Origin of the sequence: Pseudomonas putida (genome assembly GCF_009883635.2) — a bacterium.
Classification (GTDB): Bacteria; Pseudomonadota; Gammaproteobacteria; order Pseudomonadales; family Pseudomonadaceae; genus Aquipseudomonas; species Aquipseudomonas putida_W.
In genome coordinates this window covers 2,867,755-2,887,419 of the sequence record NZ_CP026115.2, presented here as the reverse complement: position 1 = coordinate 2,887,419, position 19,665 = coordinate 2,867,755, and the positions used below count along the sequence as shown (strand labels likewise).

The following is a 19,665-nucleotide window of genomic DNA, read 5'->3' as shown; positions in this document are numbered from 1 at the left end:
ATCCTTTCACCACCATAGCCTCACATGGCTTTTCTGGGCACAAAAAAACCCGCCGAGGCGGGTTTTTTTTAGAAGCGCGTCACATCAGGCGAGTTCAGCGAAGCACTCTTCGATAATGGCGAGGCCTTTGTCCAGCAGCGCGTCTTCGGCGGTCAGCGGAACCAGGATACGCAGGACGTTACCGTAGGTGCCGCAGGACAGCAGGATCAGACCCTTGTCGCGCGCCTTGGCCACAACCTGGGCAACGGCAGCAGCGTTCGGGGTGTGGGTGCCTTTTTCGAAAACTTCCACAGCGATCATCGAGCCCAAACCACGGACATCACCGATGATCGGGTGCTTTTCCTGGATCTTGCGCAGACCAGTGGTCAGGTGCTCACCAACAGCCTTGCTGCGGTCCAGCAGCTTCTCTTCCTCGAACACCTGGATAACGGCCAGGGCCGCGGCGCAGGCGATCGGCGAACCGGCGTAGGTGCCGCCCAGGCCACCTGGAGCGATGGCGTCCATGATTTCGGCCTTGCCGCATACACCGGCCAGCGGGAAGCCGCCAGCGATGGACTTGGCGAAGGTGGTCAGGTCAGGCGCGACGCCCATCTGTTCCATGGCGAAGAAGGTGCCAGTACGGCCAGCGCCGGTCTGCACTTCGTCGGCGATCAGCAGGATGCCGTGCTTGTCGCACAGCTCGCGCAGGCGCTTCATCAGCTCTTTCGGTGCTGGCAGGAAGCCGCCTTCGCCTTGTACTGGCTCGAGGATGATGGCGGCGATGTCGCGCGGCTCGGCGTCGTTCTTGAAGATGCGCTCGACCGAAGCGATGGCGTCGTCAACGCTGACACCGTGCAGTTCGCTCGGGAACAGGGCACGGAAGATGCCGCCTGGCATCAGGCCCATGCCAGCGGAGTACGGCACGACCTTGCCGGTCAGGCCCAGGGTCATCATGGTACGGCCGTGGTAACCGCCGGTGAAGGCGATCACGCCAGCGCGGCCAGTGGCGGCACGGGCGATCTTGACGGCGTTTTCAACGGCTTCGGAGCCAGTAGAAACCAGCAGGGTCTTCTTGTCGAAGTCACCTGGGACCAGCTTGTTGATCTTTTCACACAGCTCTACGTAAGGCTCGTAGGCCAGCACCTGGAAGCAGGTGTGGCTGACCTTGGTCAGCTGCTCTTGCACAGCTGCAACCACTTTCGGGTGCAGGTGGCCAGTGTTCAGTACAGCGATGCCGCCGGCGAAGTCGATCAGTTCGCGGCCTTCAACGTCGATCACGGTCGAGTTCTTCGCGGATTCGACGAAGATCGGGTGGATCTGGCCAACGCCACGTGGGACGGCGGCTACACGACGTTGCATCAAGGATTCGTTGGTCTTGCTCATAGTGCCCTCATTTGCGCCGATCAGCGGCGCTTTTATTCGGGGGTGGCTGGGAGTGCTCGCGAACAGTATTCGTTGATCGACTGCCGTGAACGCCCTGGCCACCAGGTACTGCGATGTCAAAAAGGCCAGCGAGACGTCGCTCTCGCGCCCCGCTGGCAGAGGTAAAACCTTTTACCCGGCGATCAGACGCTGATGCACAGGTATTTGATTTCGAGGTAGTCCTCGATACCGTATTTGGAACCTTCGCGGCCCAGGCCCGAAGCCTTGATGCCACCGAATGGCGCGACTTCGTTGGAGATCAGGCCGGTGTTGATACCCACCATGCCGTATTCCAGGGCCTCGGCGACACGGAACACACGGCTCATGTCACGGGCGTAGAAGTACGAGGCCAGGCCGAACTCGGTGTCGTTGGACATGGCGATGACTTCGGCTTCGTCTTTGAAGCGGAACAGCGGCGCCAGTGGGCCGAAGGTCTCTTCCTTGGCGACGGCAGCGGTTTTCGGCACGTCGACCAGGATGGTCGGCTCGAAGAAGTTGCCTTCGATCAGCTTGCCACCGGACAGCACCTTGGCGCCTTTGCCGACGGCGTCTTCGATGTGTTCCTGGACCTTGGCGACAGCCTTGCCGTCGATCAGCGGGCCAGTGGTGGTGCCTTCTTCCAGACCGTTACCGATCTTCAGCTTGGCGACAGCGGCGGCCAGCTTCTGGGCGAACGCGTCGTAGACGCCGTCCTGCACGTAGATACGGTTGGCGCAGACGCAGGTCTGACCGTTGTTGCGGTACTTGGAGATGATCGCGCCCTCGACCGCCTTGTCCAGGTCGGCGTCATCGAACACGATGAACGGAGCGTTACCGCCCAGCTCCAGGGAAACTTTCTTGATGTCCTTGGCGCATTCTTGCATCAGCTGGCGACCGATTTCGGTCGAGCCGGTGAAGGACAGCTTGCGTACCAGGGAGTTGCCGGTCAGCTCGCCGCCGACTTCACCAGCGCTGCCGGTGACGACGCTCAGCACGCCAGCCGGGATGCCGGCACGGTTGGCCAGCTCGACCAGGGCCAGGGCGGAGTACGGGGTCTGCGACGCAGGCTTGAGCACCATGGTGCAGCCAGCGGCCAGGGCCGGGCCGGCTTTACGGGTGATCATGGCGGCCGGGAAGTTCCACGGGGTGATGGCCGCGGTAACGCCGATCGGCTGCTTGATGACGATCAGGCGCTTGTCTGGCTGGTGGCCTGGGATGGTGTCGCCGTAGACGCGCTTGGCTTCTTCGGCGAACCACTCGATGAACGAGGCGGCGTAGGCGATTTCGCCCTTGGCTTCGGCCAGTGGCTTGCCTTGCTCGATGGTCATCAGGCGAGCCAGGTCGTCCTGGTTCTCGATCATCAGTTCGAACCAGCGACGCAGCTTGGCCGAACGCTCCTTGGCGGTCAGTGCACGCCAGGCCGGCAGGGCCTTGTCGGCGGCTTCGATGGCGCGGCGGGTTTCCGCAGTGCCCATCTTCGGCACGGTACCGATGACTTCACCAGTGGCCGGGTTGGTCACTTTGATGGTCTGGCCGCTGTCCGCATCCAGCCACTCACCGTTGATGAAGGCTTGCTGGCGGAACAACTGAGCGTCTTTGAGCTGCATGTCGGCTTCCCGAATTGTTGATTGTTTGAAAAGCGCCCAAGGCAGGGCATCGAGCGTTTGAAATCTCAAACGAATGCTAAGCGGCTGCTGGGGTGTTGGACAATAGCCTGTTCGAAAAAAAGAACGAACGGTTGAACACCCGGGCAAAATTTCATGAGTTTGCATGAAGGCAACTGGCCTCTTCGCGGGCACGCCAGCGAAGAGGCCAGTACAGGTTAGACGAACGAGCTGAAAACAATGTGAATCAGAACGCCATGGCCAGGTCGATCACCAGGGCCCGGTAGCCAACGGAACCCGGCTGGCGGCTGTGCACCTTGAGTTCGACTAACACCTCCTGGGTCCCTCGACGTACCTCATTGAGAACCGTGGTGGTCAGCTTCTCGGGCGTGAGGAAGTTGACCGAAGCCGAATAGATGAACTGGGTATCGGTCTCTGGCCGGTAGGCCACCACCGAGGTCACCGGGCTGTACCATTCGTCGCCACGCTCCTTACCGTACTCCCACACCTGCTCGACCGTGCCCTTGGCTTCGTCGATCTTGTACTCCACCGCCCGGCTGTAGTTGCCACTGAGCTTGGTCGGTTCAAAGTCGCGCCCCCAGCCGTTGTCGAACACCGTCAGTGTGCCTTTGCCGGTCAGCCAGGCGGTGTGCTGGGTCCAGGACCAGTCGAAGCCTTCGCTTGCGACTGGTGTCAGTACCTTCTCGCGCAGGTGCTGCGGCCAGCCTTGCGGTGACGCCAGAATCCACTTCACCTGCTTGTCCCGACCGATCTTCACCACACCCTGATGGCGAGCTGAAACGATAATGCTGTCATCATCGGCATCGTAGTCGATGGCATTGACGTGCGCCCAGTTGCGCCCGGTGCCCACGCCAGGGGTATCGCCGAACGGCAGGTCGCCTTCGGCCAGCTCGTTGGCCAGCCTCTCGTCTTGCTTCTGCACGCCTTCGGGCAGCTGAATCGCCGCCTTGCCCAGGGTTTCCAGCAAGTCGCCACGATAGGGATCGAGAATCTGGTTCAGGTCCCAGAAGTCCAGCACGTCGCCTGCTTCGTTGACTTCGATGATGTGGTCACGGATCGAGCGCACCCGCTTGCCATCCGGGCGACGGTAATCGCTGGTGCCGACGCGCAGCAGGTAGGTGCCGTTGGCGGTTTCACGGATCTCGTGGGAGAAGTCGGCGAACTTGTCCGGCAAGTTGCGCTGCCAGATGCGCCGGCCGAGCAGGTCGAACTTGGAGTAGGTCTGGCCCTGCCCCCAGATCAGCTTGCCATCGCGGGTCTGCTGGAAGCCCATCGTCCCGCCCAGGCCGTCGCGGCGGTTGGAATCGTGGATCTGTTCGATGTCCAGGTACCAACGCACGTCGCCGTTGCTGTCAGCGATCCAGTTGTTGCCAACCTGGTCCCATTCGGCAGCGCCGCCCAGGCCGTTCCACTTGAAGGCGCGGCCACCGGGGATGTCCCCTTGCAGGTGGTTGAACAGGTACAGGCGCTGCTCGAAGCCTGGCGCCACCTTGACCGGCTCCACTTCCGGCAGCGCGGCGGTCTGTTTCGCCACCACCGGCAGTCGCACGGCCGGGGCGTAGATCTGGTAATGCTCGCGGATGCGCTCGCCGTCGAGCTTGTAGGTCACCTCCACCTGGTTGACGTGATCCGGGTACAGGCCAAATACCGGGATGCCGCCGTAAGTCCACAGCGAGCGCTCCGACACCTCGTAGGCGATGTCGACGCCGCGCTCGCCCTTGCCGCGCACCCGCACATGGGCGGCGCTCAGGCTGCGCCCACCGTCGCGGATGATCGCGGTCAGCGGTGCCAGGCGGTAAGGGTTGACCACCACGTGGCCGAGCAGCGCCTCGGTGCGTTCGGGGACCTTGGCCGTGAGGCAGGCACCTTCGGGCAGTACTGGGGTTTCAGTCTTGGCATTCATGGCAAAGCTCCTTTTTACTCAGAAGTCGTAACGGGCGGTGGCGCCGAAGGTGCGCGGGGTACCGAGCACGCCGGCATAACCACCGTTGGCGGAGTTCCACAGGCTGGTGAAATAGGTCTTGTCGCCGGCGTTCTTCACCCACAGCGACAGGTCGACCACGCCGTCGCCCTGGTCCAGGCGCACACCGGCGGAAAGGTTGACCAGCGCGTAGCTGGGGATCTGGCCGAAGTCGGAATCGTCAATGGTGCCCACCGCCCTTGAGCGGAACGCGTAGCTGGCGGTGACGTAGGGCTCGACGTGCTGGCTTGCCTGCCACTTGTATTCGCCGTTGAGGTTGGCGATGTACTTGGAGGCGCCGACCACCTGGTGGCCGGACAGGTCACAGGTGGCGGAGGCATTGGCCAGGCTCACCTCCGGCGGGCACGGTGCGTCGTCGTACTTCAGGTAACGGACGTCGTTCCACGAGCCGTTGAAGTTCACCGTCAGGCCTTTGATCGGCAGCGCCGTGGCTTCGAACTCCAGACCGCGCGAGCGCACGCTGCCGGCGTTGGCCAGGTACTGCACGCGGTTGATCTGGTCGTAGACGTTGGCCTGGTAGCCATGCACCTCTGTCCAGAACAGGTTGGTGTTGAGTTGCAGGCGGTTGTCGAACAGCGTGCTCTTGAGGCCCAACTCGGCGTTGTTGGCCCGCTCGGTACCTACCAGCAGTGAGTCGGTGCCCAGGCGTGGCGCGGCGCCGACGGTGAGGTTCACGCCACCAGACTTCTCGCCGTGGGTCAGGGTGGCGTAACCGAGCAACTGGTCGTTGAAGCGGTAGCTCAGGCTCAGCAACCCGGAAGGGCTGAAGCTGTATTGGTTGAGGTCGCCCGAATCGTACGCCCCTACCCTGCCCTGGCGTGCAGCGGCAGCAGCCCCGGTGACTGCAGCACCGCCGGTTGGCGCATCGCGTGTCACCCAGGCGCTTTTTTCCTCGTAGGTACCGCGGATGCCGGCAGTGAAGTCCAGGCGGTCGGTGATGTGCCAGGTGCCCTGGGCGAACAGCGCGTAGCTGTCAGTATCGATATGGCCGTTGCCGATGGTGTTGACGTTGGCCAGGGCGCCAGCCGGGGTGATGTTCCAGATGTCGGCCTGGGGCCCGTAATAAGTGAACGACTTATTGTCCAGGTCCTGCTTGAAGTAGTACGCACCCAGCACATAGTCGAAAAGGCCACCGGTAGGCGACGCCAGGCGAATTTCCTGCGAATACTGCTTGTCGCGCACCGACACCCCGGCGCTGTAGAACACCGGCACATTGAGGCCGTCATCGTTGCGCGGGGTGAAGTCCCACCAGCGGTAGGCGCTGATCGAGGTCAGGGTGAAGTCGTTGGGTAGGGTCCAGTTGGCCTCGACCGAGGTACCGCCCTGGAACACCGTCACCTGCTGGTCGGCATCGAAGTTGACCTTGCGGTCCTTGCCTGACACCAGCGTCGCGCCAGCCTGGGCCGCCAGGCTCTCGTAACGGTTGACGCCGTTGATGGTCGGCCCGGTGCTGTACAGGCTGAGGATGCCGTTGTTGGAGTCTTCCTCGTTGTATTCGCCGATCCAGCGCAGGTTGAAAGTTTCGCTCGGTTGGAACAGCAACTGGGTACGAAAGCCCTGGCGTTTGCCACCGTTGAGTTCATCGCCGTTGTGGATGTTCTTCACGTAGCCATCGTCTTCGGTGTGGTAGGCGCTGATGCGCCCGGCCAGCGTCTCGGTGATCGGCCCGGAGTAGCTGCCCTGGGTCTGCAGGTAACCGTCCTCGCCAATCGACTGCTGGATGCTCCCTTCCGGGTGAAAGGTCGGCTTGCGCGTGGTGATGTTCAGCACCCCCGCCGTGGTGTTCTTGCCGAACAGCGTGCCCTGCGGGCCACGCAGCACTTCCAGCTGCTCGACATCGAGCAGGTCGAACACCGCCATGCCCGGGCGGCCGAGGTAGACGTTGTCCAGGTAGATACCGACGCTGCCTTCCAGGCCATCGCTGGCCGGGTTGTTGCCCAGGCCACGAATCGAGATGCTCGACTGCCGCGCATGCACATAGGCGACGTTGGTGCTGGGCACCAGCTGTTGCAGATCCTGCACACGGTAGATGCGCTGGGTTTCCAGGGTTTCGCTGCTGAGCACACTGATGGGTGTGGGCACGCTCTGCGCGGTTTCTTCGCGGCGACGGGCATTGACCGTGACGGTGCCGAGCTTGGCTTCCTGCTCTACAGCCGGGGTAACGCTGACAGGTTCTTCGGCGAAGCTGGCGTTGGATGCCGCCAGCAACACGCCGGCGGCCAAGGGTTGCAAGGTGAAACGCGACGCGCGCGCAGGCCAACGGGAAAGTCCGGACATGCAAATGCTCCTTGAGGCATGGGCCCTGGGCGAGCATTTCCGTTGGCGGAACCGAATCGCGGTCAGTCGGGCTTATATTCTTTTAAGAGATATAAATATTTTTAATTCATATTTTGTGGAATAAGTAACTCCCTTTATAAGGGGACTCACCCTTGTCAGCAATTGCATTTGACCGAAGGTTTTAATGTAGAAAATGCATATCGATCTGCGTCAGCTGCGCCACTACATTGCCCTTGTCGAGCACCGCAGTTTTGTCGCCGCAGCCGCGGCGGTGAACCTGTCGCAATCGGCCTTCAGCCGCAGCATCCAGACCCTGGAGCACAACATCGGCTGCCGCCTGGTCGACCGCGCCAGCAAGGAACTTGCACCCACCCGCCAGGGCCTGCTGGTGCTGGAGCACTCGCGGCGCCTGGTGCATGGCGCGCATAACCTGGTCAACGAGATCCACCAGTTCAATGGCGCCACCACTGGCGTGGTGCGCTTCGGCTCCGGCCCGGCACCCGCTGGCGGCCTGGTGCCACGGGCGGTAGCGCGCTTCGTGGCCGAATACCCAGCGGCGCGCACCTGCTTCCAGGTGGATAACTGGCAGGCACTGAACCGCAAACTGATCGCCGAAGAGATCGAGTTCTTCGTGGCCGATACCCGGCAGTTCGAGTCCGACCCGGATTACCGCGTACACAAGCTTGCACCGCAGCGCTGGCACTTCTGCTGCCGAGAAGGGCACCCGCTGACCGAGCAAGCCGAGGTACGCGCACGGGATGTGTTCGACTACCCGTTGGCAACCACTTTCCGCCCGCCGAACATCCGCAAGATCCTCAGTGACCTCAGCGGCCGCCAGGACTTTCTGCCGACGGTGGAGTGCGAGCATGGGTATGCGCTGCTGAACGTGGTGATGCATTCGGACACCATTGGCATCGCCTGCAATGCCAACTTGCGGCCTTACCAGATGGAGCGGAGGCTGGTGGCGTTGAAACTGGTGGACCTGGCAGCGGAGCAGGAAGAGGCGTTCTATACCCGCTACGGGGTGGTGAGCCGGGTTGGGTATGGCTTGTCGCCGTTGGCGCAGGGGTTGGTCAGGCAATTGATAGCCTGTGATACCGATACATAAAGACATAAAGCAGTCGAAGGGATCTCTGTAGGAGCGGGCTTGCCCCGCGAACACCAGCGAAGCTGGTGCCATGCTCTGCAGCGTCTGGCACCAGCTTCGCTGGTGTTCGCGGGGCAAGCCCGCTCCTACAAGGCCCGCCTCAAGGCTTAGCCTTTGCGGGTAGTCCGGCTCAACTGACCATCAACCCCAACCGGCACTTCCCCGGCCAGGGTCACTCGACGAACGATTCGCGGCTGGGAGCCGTAGTCATCCACCGCATAATGCTGCGTGGCGCGGTTATCCCAGATCGCCACATCACCCGCCTCCCAGCGCCAGCGCACGGTGTTTTCCAGCCGCGTCACATGCCCCTGCAGCACCGCAAACAGGTGCTGCGAGTCGGCCAGCGAATAGCCCTTGATGCGCTTCACGAAGTGCCCCAGCTGCAATGCACGTTCACCACTGATCGGGTGCACCCGCACCACCGGGTGCTCGGTCTCGTAGACGGTGGAGGTGAACACCTTGCGATAACGCTCGAGCTTGGCCGGGTCGACATCGGGCTTGATGCTCGCGTAGTCATATTCATTGCTGTGCACCGCCCACAACTTGTCGGCCAGCTCGCGCAACGGCTCGGGCAGTTCCTGGTAGGCCGCCGCCGTATTGGCCCAGACGGTATCGCCGCCTGAAGCCGGCGCCACCACGCTGCGCAGGATCGAGGCCTTGGGGTAGGCATCGACGAAGGTTACGTCGGTGTGCCAGGAGTTGGCCCGCTGGCCTTCGGCACCGTCCAGTTGCAGCAAGTAGCTGGTGCCGTCCACCACTGGAACGGTTGGGTGGGCGACCGGCTCGCCGAGCAGCTTGGCGAAGCCTTCCTGGGTAAGGTCGTCCAGGTGAGCCTGGCCACGGAAGAAGATCACCTTGTGCTTCACCAGGGCAGCCTGGATGGCGTCGATGGTGGCGGCATCGAGGTCGGCGGACAGCTTCAACCCACGGATTTCGGCGCCGATGCGGCCGGCAACGGGGTGGATGTCGAGTTCGAGGGCGTGTGGCGCGGAGGCCAGGGCGGCATTGCTCATGGTCGTGGTCCTTGCGGTCATGGTCAGGTTTGGGTTCAGCGGGCGGCCTGCACGGCCTGTTGGTGTTGCAGTGCGGCATCGAGGAAGCGGGGTTCGATCCACTCGGAAACCTGGAAGCCACGGCGAATCAGGCGCTCGCGGGCGGCCAGGTCGACGCCCTGCTGCAGCTGGGCAACGAAATCGGCGTCCAGCCGTGGGTCGAAGTAATGGGCGAGGTCTTCCTTGGCCAGGTCATCGCTGAGGATGCTGCGCGGCCAGTTGGCGTTATTCGCCACCAGGTCGACATAAGCCTCACGGTTATGCTCGTCGCGTACCCAGCTGGCGGCCTGCTCCTGGGCATTGACCAGGCGCTGCACCAGCTCGGGGTATTTGCGGATGAAATCGCCAGTGCCGAGCAAAACCGCCTGGGTGCTGCCGGCGCCGGCCAGGTCGCGGGAATTGACAGGAAGCTCGACCAGCCCGCGCTCACGCAGCGACAGCAGGCTGGAGAGACCCCAGGTAGCGTCTATCTGCTTGGCGGCCAACGCGGCGTTGGCGGCATTGAAGTCGAGGTTGATCACTTTCAGGTCACGTTCGGACAGCCCCTGGCTGGCCAGGGCACTGGCGAACGACAGCTGGTTGGCGGTGCCGCGGAACACCGCCACGCGCTTGCCCTTGAGGTCGTGCAGGGTCTTGATGCCGGAGCCCGGCACCACCCCCAGATAGCTCTTCACTCCACGCACCCCTGCCGTCAGCACGCGGGTGTCCAGGCCGTTGGCCTTGCCGACGATCGCCGCCAGGTCGCCCAGGTAGGCGAAGTCGGCCTGGCCATTGGCCAAGGCTTCGTTGACCACGGGCCCTGCGCCCTTGAAGAAATGCCAGTCGATGCGGATGCCGTCTTTGGCGAATTCCTTCTCCAGCAGTTGCTGGTCACGCAGTACATCGACCACACCACCAGCACTGTGCTTGCTGCCGGCGCTCAGGTCGGGTACGGCGATACGGATGCTTTCCGGCTTGGCCGGCTCGGCTGCATGGGCGTTCAGGGTAAAGGCCAGACCGAGGGCGGTGATCAGGTGGCGCAAAGGGGTTTTCATGGCAAGGCTCCTTGGCAGGCTGCCACCGGCGATGGCCGGCGCTTTGGCCAGAAGCTAGGCAGGTCTGGTTAGAACCTACAAAGATCAAAACTTCATTTTTTAGTAACTGAAAGACATAAATGAGGATTCATGGGGGACGCAGGGCGGCTTGCGGGAAACGCATCGAAAATATGAGGAAAACGCAATGGCGAGAGGGTTCCGCATGCACGGTCTGCATGCTCTTATCTCTTGAAAGTCACTTATGTAAATTTTTAATTCCATAAGCGAATAACATTGGAACACTTTCGAGAGATGGCCGATGAGTGGAGTTCTGAGCAGGAATCGGGGGGGGCCGCTACGCGGCCCATTCGCGGCGCAAGGCCGCTCCTACAGAGACCGCGCCTTCTCTGCAGAGCGGGTACTACCTTGGTTACTGCCAGTCTTGATTGCGCTGCTGTGGGTCGTGGCAAGCCGGCAGCACTGGATGAGCGAACAGATCCTGCCGGCACCCTCGCTGGTGTGGCAAAGCGCGCTGGAGTTTGGCTCCGGTGAGCTTTGGGGGCACTTGTGGATAAGCCTGCAGCGGCTGTTCTGGGGGCTGCTGGCGGGCGTCGGCAGTGGCTTGCTGCTCGGCACTTGGCTGGGCACCTCACGCCATGCGCAGACCTTGGTGCTGCCGACCTTCGTGGCCTTGGCGCAAATCCCTACCCTGGCCTGGATTCCGCTGTTCATGCTGTTCTTCGGTATCGGCGAACTGCTCAAGCTGGTGGTGCTGGTGAAGGCCGTGGTGGTACCGGTCACCTTGCATACCCTGGTCGGCGTGCGCGATGCCCAGCCCAAGTTGCACGAAGCCGCCGCCGCGCTGCGCCTGCCACGCCACCTATTGTTCCGGCGCCTGCTGCTACCAGCTGCGCTACCCGCCTTCCTGACTGGGGTGCGCCTGGCCCTGGCGACAGGCTGGACCTCGTTGCTCGCCGTTGAGCTGCTGGCCTCCAGCGAAGGCATCGGTTACCTGATGGTCTGGGGCAGGCAACTGTTCATGCTCGATCTGGTGCTGTTGTGCATCCTGGTGATTGGCCTGGTTGGCGCACTGCTGGAACGTGGCTTCTCGACCCTGGAAAAACGCCTGCTGTACTGGCCGCAACCAGCCACCGGTGAACAACAGCGCGGGCCAGTGCCACGGGGCTGGCAGAGCCTGCTGCTACCGATTGCGTTGCTTGCACTATGGCAGGCGAGTAACAGCTTCGGCTGGATCGACCCGAACATCCTCACTTCCCCGCTGGACGTGTTGCGCACCCTGTTCAGTGGGCTGGCCGATGGCTCGCTGCCAGAAGCCATGCTGCTGAGCCTGCAGCGTACCCTGACCGGCCTGCTTCTGGGCGGCGGCAGCGGCTTGCTGAGCGGGCTGCTGCTGGGGCTGTCGCACAACGCCGAACGCCTCTTCGGGCCAAGTTTTTCGGCCCTGCGACAAGTGGCGCTGTTTGCCTGGGTACCCTTGCTCACGGCCTGGTTCGGCCTCGGCGAAGGAGCCAAGAACGTGTTCGTCGGCCTGGCGGCGTTCTTTCCGTTGCTGATCGCCACCCAGCGCGGCATCGCCAGCCTCTCACCGCAACTGGGCGAAGCCGCGCGCACACTGCGCTTGAACCTGTGGCAACGCCTGCGCCTGCTGGTGCTCCCCGGCGCCGCACCGGCGATATTCGCCGGCCTGCGCCTGTCACTGATCTACGCCTGGCTGGGTACCATCGGTGCCGAGTACTTCATGCCCTCGGACGGCGGCATCGCCAGCCTGATGATCGGCGCCCAGCAACTGTTCCGCATGGACCAGGTCATGGCCGCGATGGTCCTGATCGGCCTGATCGGCGCCCTGCTGGGCACCCTCGGCCAACGCCTTGAATCACGCGCTACGCGCTGGAGAACCGCATGAATGCTTTCAATGCTTCACACCTGCTCACGGCCAATCAGGCCGACACCACGCCGCCGCTGGTCAGCTTCGAAGGTGTCGGCAAAGTCTTCAGCGTCGATGGCCAGCCCCTCGAGGCCATCCGCAACTTCAACCTGGCCATCAACGAAGGCGAGTTCATCGCCATCGTTGGCGCCTCGGGTTGCGGCAAATCGACCCTGCTGCGCCTGCTGGTCGGGCTGGACACCGACTACAGCGGCAGCATCCACGTCGATGGCCAGGCGGTCAGCGGTATCGGCGGCGAGCGCGGCATCGTGTTCCAGGAGCATCGCCTGTTCCCCTGGCTGACGGTTGAGCAGAACATCGCCCTGGGCCTGGTCAACGAACACCTGACCCAAGGTGAACGCGCCCGGCGTGTGCATGAGTTCGTGCAACTGGTAGGCCTGGTCGGTTTCGAGTCGGCCTACCCGCACCAGCTCTCCGGCGGCATGGCCCAGCGCGTGGCAATCGCCCGTGGCCTGGTGGCCAGCCCGCGCATCCTGTTGCTGGACGAGCCCTTCGGCGCGCTCGATGCACTGACCCGCCAGCAGCTGCAGGACGAACTGCTGGCCATCCGCGAACGCGCCGGCATCACCACCCTGCTGGTGACCCACGATGCCGAGGAAGCCACCTACCTCGCCGACCGGGTGGTGGTGCTGGAGCCGCGCCCCGGGCGGATCAAGTCGGTGGTGGAAATCGACCTGCCCCACCCGCGCCTGCGCACCGGCGTGGCCCTGCATGCACTGCGCGAGAAGGTCCTGCACCAGATCACTGGCGACGGCGGCTACCTGCCGCAGCCAGCGCGCCGGGTGGAAGGGTTGCGGCCTGAACTGATCGCCCTCTAGGTCCAATCCGCTGCCGGGAAGAAACGCTCGACCACGGCATCATGCTGCACCAGCTGCTGGTAAGCCTGGCGGTCGAAGGGCAAGCCGGTGCGCATGGCGTAGGCCGGTTTGCCCATGGGCTTCGCGACCTCCCTCAAGCGGATACGCAGGAAGCGGTAATGCGTGCCGCTGATCTGGCTGGCGGATTCGATCCGGAAGTAGCGCCCAGGCGTGAACAGCACCTCAGCCTCCTGCCAGTTCAACGACAGGGATGCCACCGGCACGCCGCTGGCCTGGCCATCGGCAAGCAGTTCGTACAACACCGTGTTGTCGTCGAAGTGCTCTGCGGCCTGTTCCAGCGGCAGGTCGACCGCCTCCTTGGGCAGCATGAACCGGCGCGGGATGTACGGGCTCTCGGTGAAGGATGTGAGGTCGGTGCTGACCAGCACATCACCTTGACGGACTGCCCCGGCTCGCCAGCGTGCCCCGATGGTCACACGCGGGCCACAGCCTCCGCGCCATAGCACCTTGGCGCCGCTTGCTGGAAGTTGTTCCATCGAGTCGAGCAGGTTGTCGAGGTATGCCTGCAGCTCGTCTTCGGGTATCGCCGCCAGGCGTTGCCTGCCGATACTGAACACGTCGTTGACCTTGGCCATGTGGTTGCTGTACTGCTCGATCAGGTTGTTGTGCACCTCGCCTTCGTGCTTGAAATTGTAGAAGCGCTTGCCCTGCCACTCGACATGTGGCGTACCGAATTCGTCCATCGGCGCCATATGCCCCTCGAACTCGGGCAGGTCGGCCTGGTTCAGCACGCCTCGGTGACGCTGGCGCACGGAGCGCGAAACCAGGTCGCTGGAGGTGTCATCCACTTCCATGTAGGTATCCCACTGTTCCGGAGCGCCCTTGGGCAACACCGTGAATACCGAAAACGCCATCACCAGGAGGTCGCTCAGGGCTGAAGTGAACGCTTCAATGCGCTGAGCCTTGGTAGGCGCCTGCAACAGCGCATCGATATCCAGCCCCAGGCGAACGCTGCCGAGTAAGAACAGCACCATGCCAAAGGGTTGCCACGCGAGCGCGAATACACTCAGCACGGCAATCGCTACTCCCAGTTCATGGCGCCAGAACTGCTTGTGCAGGTCGCTGTTGGAGACCAGAACGCGGTGGCTGGCCTGGATGTCATCCTTGACCCATTCACTCATCTGCTCGAATAGCGGCCGAGAGACTTCGGCACCCAGGCCGAACGGCCAGTGGGGCACCGGCCCCGTTCCGCTGCGCTCGCGCAGCCGCTCCAGCCCAGCCTTGCGCGCAGCCTCATCGACCTGGTCGTAGGGCCTGTGCAGGGAGTCGTACCACCTCTGGCCATCGTCCCCGTGCAAACGCCTGGCTACCCAGGCGCGCAGGGCTGCCACGTCATCGAATGCACGCAGTGGCACGTCCGCAGTCGGGGTGTACAAAAGGAACCGGCCACTGCGAATAGCGAAGGTCAGCAGGTGACCACCACCGTGCATCGAATAGTACCGAAGCGAGTAAGCTCCACTGCCGCCGGGGCCAGTCAAGCTCGCCAGGCTCAGGCGCTTGCCAGCCTCCAGCCCCATCCAGCCCCATAACCGCTGGCGATCGTCGGAAGTGATATGGCCATCGGCAAGGCTGCTCTCGATGGCGGCGATGAAGCGAACCTTCAGCAGCATCGGCAGATCCCGGCCTTCATTGCGCCAGAATCTATCCGTACGCTCACGCACCACGCCGGCAAAGTCGATTTCCCAGAAATGGCTCCTGACCTTCACCGGGTCAAGCTGCACCTCATTATGCGCACCGTATGCCGTAGCTTGCGGGCCTTCATGGTAAAAGCCATTCAAGCGGAAGATCGTTTCGGCATCCTCATCCTGCAACTCGACATCCAGCCGCCTGATCCACAGCTCGGTAAAGGTCAGTGAGCTGATCGGAGGATGGTGGTGAGTCCAGCCCGTGAAACATTGGGCTCGGCGATTGTCACCGGTACGAAAGTGGTGCCACCACACCCGGTCGGGGTCCAGTGTTGTGCCGGTTTGCCTAGACAGGTAAGCGCTTGCCTGCTCGTGCGCCAGCGAATGCAGATCGGGAAATGCCTCGCGCAAACGCCGGGCCTTTTTCACGATGGCCTTGGCGTCCTTGAGCCAATCGAGGCTCTGCTGGTAGGGGTCGGTCATGCTCATGCTCCTCGGTTGCAAAGCCCAGAAGCTGCTCCGACCCGAGGTGAGCCAGGGAGTACAGCTATGCCACCCCCAACCCGCGCAAGTATTCCCAGGGGTAGATGCCCCGCTGGTGCCCATCACTGAACTGCAGTTGCACACCGTAACCTTGCGGCTCGATGCGCACTATTCGCACATCGTCCTGCACCACGCCGATCACGCCGCGCAAGCGGGCAGCGCGGCATTGCGAGCAGGGGCAGGCACCGCGCAGGCGAGTGTGGCTGATGACCTGCTCGGCATCCTGCCATTGCACGGTCAATCGCCCTTCCTCGCGCTGATTGCGTATTGCGCTCGGGCTGTTCATCAAGCAACTCCTCATCAAGAAACTCCTGATCAAGCAGCTACGCGCAGCTGCGCCAAGGCAATGCGCACGGCCTTGCGCACTTCCGGATCGCTGTCCGCTTCAGCCACCTGCAACGCCGGCAACGCGCGGGCCAGGCCCAGTTCGCCCAGCGCCAGCGCAGCTTCCTTGCGCAGGTTGGCGATGTCATGGCCCAGCAAGTCGGCCAAGGCATCCAGCGCCTCGGCATGACGCAGGCGGCCCAGAGAACGGGCTGCGCGCAAGCGCACTTGCCAGAAGCCATCGTCCAATGCCTCCACTAGTGCAGGCCCCGCCTGGGCATGGCCAACCTTGCCCAGCGTCGTCGCGGCTTCTTCACGTACCTGCCAGGCGGGGTCGCGCAAGGCGCCAACCAGCGCCGGCAAAACGGCGAGGTCACGTGCCAGCCCCAAGGCACCCAGCGCGGCGCGACGGACCTCGGTGTCAGGCTCGTGCTCGGCCAGTTTCGCCAAGGCCGGCAAAGCGGGCTGGTGCTTGAGCCAACCCAGAATACCCACGGCTTCGCGCCGCACCGTCGCATCCTGGTCCTCCAGCGCCTGCAGCGCAGGCGTGGCAGCGTCCTCCAGGCGCAGCTCGCGCAGGGCGCGCAAGGCACTGGCACGGACGAAGGCATCGGCATGGCTCGTCCATGGCAAGATCAGCTGGCCGGCTTCAGCGGTCTTCAACTCGGTGAGGCTCTGCGCGGCAGCCAGGCGCACTGCTTCGGCACCATCGGCCAATGCGGCACACAGGGCCTGTACCACTTCTGGATCCTCCCAGGCTTCCAGCAGGCGCGCGGCCTCAGCGCGCACTTCGTCGGCACCATCGACCAACAGCGCATCGGTCAGCCACGGCAAGGCGTCGGGGTCTTCCAGGTCGGCCAGCTCGATCAAGGCAATGCGCCGCACGCCTGCGTCGTTGGCTTCGAGGCGTGGCAGCAGTTCGAGAATTTCTGGGTTGTCGGTGCTTCGTTCAGTCATGACGCGATCCTTAGCGGCGGATGACGGGGATGAATCAGCGCAGCAGGTACGGAATGTCGACCTTGACCGCGCCGGTGGGGCAGTCCTTCTCGCAGGGCATGCAATACCAGCACTCGTCGAAGGCCATGTAAGCCTTTTGCGTCGCCGGGTTGATCGCCAGCAGGTCCATGGGACAGACCTCGACGCAGACGGTGCAGCCTTTTTCGGCGATGCACTTGTCTTCGTCGATGGTTACCGGGGCGCTGCTGCGAAAGAAGATTTCCTGGGGCTGGTAGGCCATTTCACGGGGTCCTTGGGGCCTTCGGCCCTCTGTTTTACTCAGGCAGCGTCAGCTTTCACCCGCAGCCGGTCATAGGCAGTCTGCTCTTCGGCATCCAGAGCGATCAGGTATGGCTCGACCGCCTTCTTGAAGCTGGTCATCTCACCGTTTTCGCTCTTCTTCAGATGGCAGTGACAGAACCACTCACCATCGTTGCGCTCGGGGAAGTCCACGCGGTGGTGATAAAGACCCCAGCGGCTTTCCTCGCGGAACAAAGAGGCGCGCGCCGCCATCTCGGCACAGTCGCGGATCACCGACACTTCCATGGCACGCATCAGTTCGTGGGGGTTGCTGGCCTTCATCTGGTCGAGATCGCGTTCGATCTCGGCAAAGCGCGCCAGACCGATTTCCATCTTCTTGGTCACCTTGGGCGGCTGCAGGTAGTCGTTGACCATGCGTCGCAACTTGTATTCGACCTGCGTCGGCGGCAGGCCATGCTCACGTTGCAGCGGGGCGAACACCCGCGCGCGCTCGCGTTCGACCTGCTCGGCATCAACCTCGGCAAATTCGCGCCCGGCCACATACTGCGCGGCGTTCACACCGGCAAACCAACCGTAGGTGAACGCGCCGAGCATGTAGTTGTGCGGCACCGCAGCCATGTCACCGGCGGCATACAAGCCCTTGACGCTGGTCTCGGCCTTCTCGTTCACCCACACCCCCGAGGCTGAATGCCCCGAGCAGAAGCCGATCTCGGAGATATGCATCTCGACCATGTGCTGGCGGTAGTCGGTGCCACGCCCGGCATGGAACTGGCCACGGCTGGGGCGCTCATTGCTGTGCAGGATTTCTTCGATGTTCTGGATGGTCTCCTCGGCCAGGTGGTCGAGCTTTAGGAACACCGGGCCGTTGCCGCCTTCAAGTTCCTGATGGAACTCCCACATCATCTGCCCGCTCCAGTAGTCGCACTCGATGAAGCGCTCACCCTTGCTGTTGGCGGTGTAGCCGCCCAGCGGGCCGGTGACGTAGGCGCAAGCCGGGCCGTTGTAATCCTTGATCAGCGGGTTGATCTGGAAGCACTCGAGGTTGGCCAGCTCGGCGCCAGCATGGTAGGCCATGGCATAGCCGTCGCCGGCATTGGTCGGGTTCTCGTAGGTGCCCATCAGGTAACCCGATGAGGGCAGGCCCAGGCGCCCGGCAGCGCCGCAGGCGAGGATCACCGCCTTGGCCCGCACCACGCGGAACTCGCCGCTACGGCAATCGAAACCCAGTACGCCGGCAGCGGCACCTTCGGCATCGAGCAGCACGCGGGTGCAGACCATGCGGTTGCTGATCTCGACCCGGGCGCGCTTGAGCTGGCGGTACAGCACCTTCTTGATGTCGTGGCCTTCGGGCATGGGCAACACGTATGCACCCATGTGGTGGACCTTCTTCACCGCGTAGTCGCCGGTTTCATCCTTTTCGAACTTCACCCCCCACCGATCAAGCTGTTCGATCGTCTCGAAACTATGGGTGGCATAGGCATGGACGGCGGCCTGGTTGACGATGCCGTCGTTGGCCACGGTGATTTCCTTGGTGTACTGCTCGGGCGTGGCATGGCCAGGGATGATGGCGTTGTTCAGGCCGTCCATGCCCATGCTGATGGCACCGCTGCGCTTGACGTTGGCCTTGTCCAGCAACAGTACACGCAGGTGCTTGGCCTGCTCTTTGGCTTTGATCGCCGCCATCGGCCCGGCGGTGCCACCGCCAATCACGATGATGTCGTAGTCCTGGGTCTCGATGCTCATGCCTTGCTCCCCTTCTGGCGGTCGATGCGCAGGCGGTACTGGAAGGCATCGCCGCGGTAGTACAGGTGTTCGAAGTCCAGCGGCGTGCCGTCGGCGGCGTGGGTCAGGCGCTCGATGCGCATGATCGGTGCGCCCTCCTCCACCTCCAGCGCCTGGGTCAGGTCGCTGTCGGCCAGCACCGCGTCGATGGCCAGGTCGGCATGCCCCAGGGCAATGCCGCAGTCGTTTTCCAGCAGCAGGAAGATGTCGCGGGTAACCAGGTCGGCCTTTTCCAGCTTTTCGCCAACGGCCTTGGGCAACCAGGTAAGCTCCAACGACACAGGCTCGCGGTTGATCAGCCGTACCCGGCGGATCTCGGTCACCAGGCTGCCCTCCTCGACCTGCAGCCGCGCCGCCACCAGGGCGTTGGCCGGTACGTGGCGGAAGCTGCGAAGGCGGTTGATCACCTCGTAGCCCATCTGTGTCATCGACTCGCCCAGGCCCTGCAGGGTGCTGACGTTCTGGAACGCCTTGGGTTTGGCGACGAAGGTGCCCTTGCCGTGGATCTTGAAGATCAGCCCTTCTTTCTGCAGATCACCCAGCGCTTGGCGCACGGTAATCCGGCTGACATCGAAAACCTTGCCCAGCTCGCTTTCCGAGGGCATGCGGCTGTGCGGTGGGTAAGTGCCGTCGAGGATGCGCTCGCGCAGCAATTCCTTGAGCTGGGTGTAGAGCGGTACCGGGGACAGGGGGAGCAGTTCGGCCATGGGTCTCTTCGCTGATCGATGACTTGTTATAACAAGTTGTGACCAGAGCATAGAGGGCATAAGAACCAACAGTGAAATACTGATATCGCATATGAATAGATGGATTTT

At 62.9% G+C, this 19,665-nt stretch carries 15 protein-coding genes; 3 read left to right on the top strand and 12 right to left on the bottom strand.

Going from position 1 to position 19,665, the window contains the following annotated elements; all coding sequences use genetic code 11:
* Nucleotides 1-84: 84 nt before the first annotated feature.
* The 4 genes from gabT to C2H86_RS13030 all read right to left on the bottom strand — a co-directional run bounded on the left by gabT (nt 85) and on the right by C2H86_RS13030 (nt 7,263).
* Complete coding sequence (gene gabT / locus C2H86_RS13045) at nt 85-1,362, bottom strand: 4-aminobutyrate--2-oxoglutarate transaminase (RefSeq protein ID WP_054887246.1); 1,278 nt, start codon at nt 1,360-1,362, stop codon at nt 85-87.
* A gap of 182 nt (nt 1,363-1,544) precedes the next feature.
* Nucleotides 1,545-2,987, bottom strand: coding sequence for an NADP-dependent succinate-semialdehyde dehydrogenase (gene gabD, locus C2H86_RS13040; protein WP_159412831.1), 1,443 nt, complete (start codon nt 2,985-2,987; stop codon nt 1,545-1,547).
* Nucleotides 2,988-3,231: 244 nt separating this feature from the next.
* Entirely contained in the window at nt 3,232-4,908 is a 1,677-nt protein-coding gene (locus C2H86_RS13035; RefSeq protein ID WP_159412830.1) for an aryl-sulfate sulfotransferase, read from the bottom strand.
* Nucleotides 4,909-4,926: 18 nt separating this feature from the next.
* On the bottom strand, nt 4,927-7,263 hold the full coding sequence (locus C2H86_RS13030; RefSeq protein ID WP_159412829.1) for a TonB-dependent receptor: 2,337 nt from the start codon (nt 7,261-7,263) through the stop codon (nt 4,927-4,929).
* A 193-nt stretch (nt 7,264-7,456) separates the two neighbouring features.
* On the opposite strand from C2H86_RS13030, the gene C2H86_RS13025 reads away from it, so the two are divergent.
* Nucleotides 7,457-8,371, top strand: coding sequence for a LysR family transcriptional regulator (locus C2H86_RS13025; RefSeq protein WP_159412828.1), 915 nt, complete (start codon nt 7,457-7,459; stop codon nt 8,369-8,371).
* A gap of 146 nt (nt 8,372-8,517) precedes the next feature.
* Here the strand turns inward: C2H86_RS13025 and C2H86_RS13020 are convergent, their stop codons facing one another.
* Both C2H86_RS13020 and C2H86_RS13015 read right to left on the bottom strand, forming a co-directional pair.
* A complete protein-coding gene (locus C2H86_RS13020; protein WP_159412827.1) occupies nt 8,518-9,423 on the bottom strand; it encodes a TauD/TfdA dioxygenase family protein in 906 nt (301 codons plus the stop codon).
* A 35-nt stretch (nt 9,424-9,458) separates the two neighbouring features.
* Nucleotides 9,459-10,496: an ABC transporter substrate-binding protein gene (locus tag C2H86_RS13015; protein WP_159412826.1), complete on the bottom strand. Its 1,038-nt coding sequence runs from the start codon at nt 10,494-10,496 to the stop codon at nt 9,459-9,461.
* A gap of 298 nt (nt 10,497-10,794) precedes the next feature.
* Between C2H86_RS13015 and C2H86_RS13010 the strand changes: the two genes are divergently transcribed.
* Together C2H86_RS13010 and C2H86_RS13005 are read left to right on the top strand one after the other, a co-directional pair.
* Nucleotides 10,795-12,399 (top strand): ABC transporter permease, encoded by a 1,605-nt coding sequence (locus tag C2H86_RS13010; RefSeq protein ID WP_275898230.1) that lies wholly within the window; start codon nt 10,795-10,797, stop codon nt 12,397-12,399.
* Nucleotides 12,396-13,259 (top strand): ABC transporter ATP-binding protein, encoded by an 864-nt coding sequence (locus C2H86_RS13005; protein WP_159412824.1) that lies wholly within the window; start codon nt 12,396-12,398, stop codon nt 13,257-13,259. Before C2H86_RS13010 ends, C2H86_RS13005 begins: the two co-directional genes overlap by 4 nt.
* Here C2H86_RS13005 and C2H86_RS13000 read toward each other — a convergent pair.
* From C2H86_RS13000 to C2H86_RS12975, 6 genes are all read right to left on the bottom strand, one after another.
* On the bottom strand, nt 13,256-15,427 hold the full coding sequence (locus C2H86_RS13000) for a dermonecrotic toxin domain-containing protein (protein WP_159412823.1): 2,172 nt from the start codon (nt 15,425-15,427) through the stop codon (nt 13,256-13,258). The genes C2H86_RS13005 and C2H86_RS13000 overlap by 4 nt on opposite strands.
* Nucleotides 15,428-15,491: 64 nt before the next feature.
* The gene (locus C2H86_RS12995) at nt 15,492-15,773 is read right to left on the bottom strand and encodes a DUF971 domain-containing protein (protein WP_159412822.1); all 282 of its coding nucleotides are present in this window, start codon (nt 15,771-15,773) and stop codon (nt 15,492-15,494) included.
* A 29-nt stretch (nt 15,774-15,802) separates the two neighbouring features.
* On the bottom strand, nt 15,803-16,768 hold the full coding sequence (locus C2H86_RS12990) for a HEAT repeat domain-containing protein (protein ID WP_159412821.1): 966 nt from the start codon (nt 16,766-16,768) through the stop codon (nt 15,803-15,805).
* Nucleotides 16,769-16,802: 34 nt separating this feature from the next.
* Nucleotides 16,803-17,048: a 4Fe-4S dicluster domain-containing protein gene (locus tag C2H86_RS12985; RefSeq protein ID WP_008096634.1), complete on the bottom strand. Its 246-nt coding sequence runs from the start codon at nt 17,046-17,048 to the stop codon at nt 16,803-16,805.
* A gap of 38 nt (nt 17,049-17,086) precedes the next feature.
* On the bottom strand, nt 17,087-18,811 hold the full coding sequence (locus tag C2H86_RS12980) for a fumarate reductase/succinate dehydrogenase flavoprotein subunit (protein ID WP_159412820.1): 1,725 nt from the start codon (nt 18,809-18,811) through the stop codon (nt 17,087-17,089).
* On the bottom strand, nt 18,808-19,557 hold the full coding sequence (locus C2H86_RS12975; protein ID WP_159412819.1) for a GntR family transcriptional regulator: 750 nt from the start codon (nt 19,555-19,557) through the stop codon (nt 18,808-18,810). Before C2H86_RS12975 ends, C2H86_RS12980 begins: the two co-directional genes overlap by 4 nt.
* Nucleotides 19,558-19,665: the final 108 nt, after the last annotated feature.

Bases quoted from the DNA above. Each gene is read 5' to 3' on its own strand.
- C2H86_RS13025 (WP_159412828.1), top strand. From the start codon at position 7,457: ATGCATATCGATCTGCGTCAGCTGCGCCACTACATTGCCCTTGTCGAG.
- C2H86_RS13005 (WP_159412824.1), top strand. From the start codon at position 12,396: ATGAATGCTTTCAATGCTTCACACCTGCTCACGGCCAATCAGGCCGAC.
- C2H86_RS12980 (WP_159412820.1), bottom strand. From the start codon at position 18,811: ATGAGCATCGAGACCCAGGACTACGACATCATCGTGATTGGCGGTGGC.
- C2H86_RS12985 (WP_008096634.1), bottom strand. From the start codon at position 17,048: ATGGCCTACCAGCCCCAGGAAATCTTCTTTCGCAGCAGCGCCCCGGTA.
- C2H86_RS13015 (WP_159412826.1), bottom strand. From the start codon at position 10,496: ATGAAAACCCCTTTGCGCCACCTGATCACCGCCCTCGGTCTGGCCTTT.
- C2H86_RS13020 (WP_159412827.1), bottom strand. From the start codon at position 9,423: ATGAGCAATGCCGCCCTGGCCTCCGCGCCACACGCCCTCGAACTCGAC.
- C2H86_RS12995 (WP_159412822.1), bottom strand. From the start codon at position 15,773: ATGAACAGCCCGAGCGCAATACGCAATCAGCGCGAGGAAGGGCGATTG.
- gabT (WP_054887246.1), bottom strand. From the start codon at position 1,362: ATGAGCAAGACCAACGAATCCTTGATGCAACGTCGTGTAGCCGCCGTC.
- C2H86_RS13030 (WP_159412829.1), bottom strand. From the start codon at position 7,263: ATGTCCGGACTTTCCCGTTGGCCTGCGCGCGCGTCGCGTTTCACCTTG.
- C2H86_RS13035 (WP_159412830.1), bottom strand. From the start codon at position 4,908: ATGAATGCCAAGACTGAAACCCCAGTACTGCCCGAAGGTGCCTGCCTC.
- C2H86_RS12975 (WP_159412819.1), bottom strand. From the start codon at position 19,557: ATGGCCGAACTGCTCCCCCTGTCCCCGGTACCGCTCTACACCCAGCTC.
- C2H86_RS13000 (WP_159412823.1), bottom strand. From the start codon at position 15,427: ATGACCGACCCCTACCAGCAGAGCCTCGATTGGCTCAAGGACGCCAAG.
- C2H86_RS12990 (WP_159412821.1), bottom strand. From the start codon at position 16,768: ATGACTGAACGAAGCACCGACAACCCAGAAATTCTCGAACTGCTGCCA.
- gabD (WP_159412831.1), bottom strand. From the start codon at position 2,987: ATGCAGCTCAAAGACGCTCAGTTGTTCCGCCAGCAAGCCTTCATCAAC.
- C2H86_RS13010 (WP_275898230.1), top strand. From the start codon at position 10,795: ATGAGTGGAGTTCTGAGCAGGAATCGGGGGGGGCCGCTACGCGGCCCA.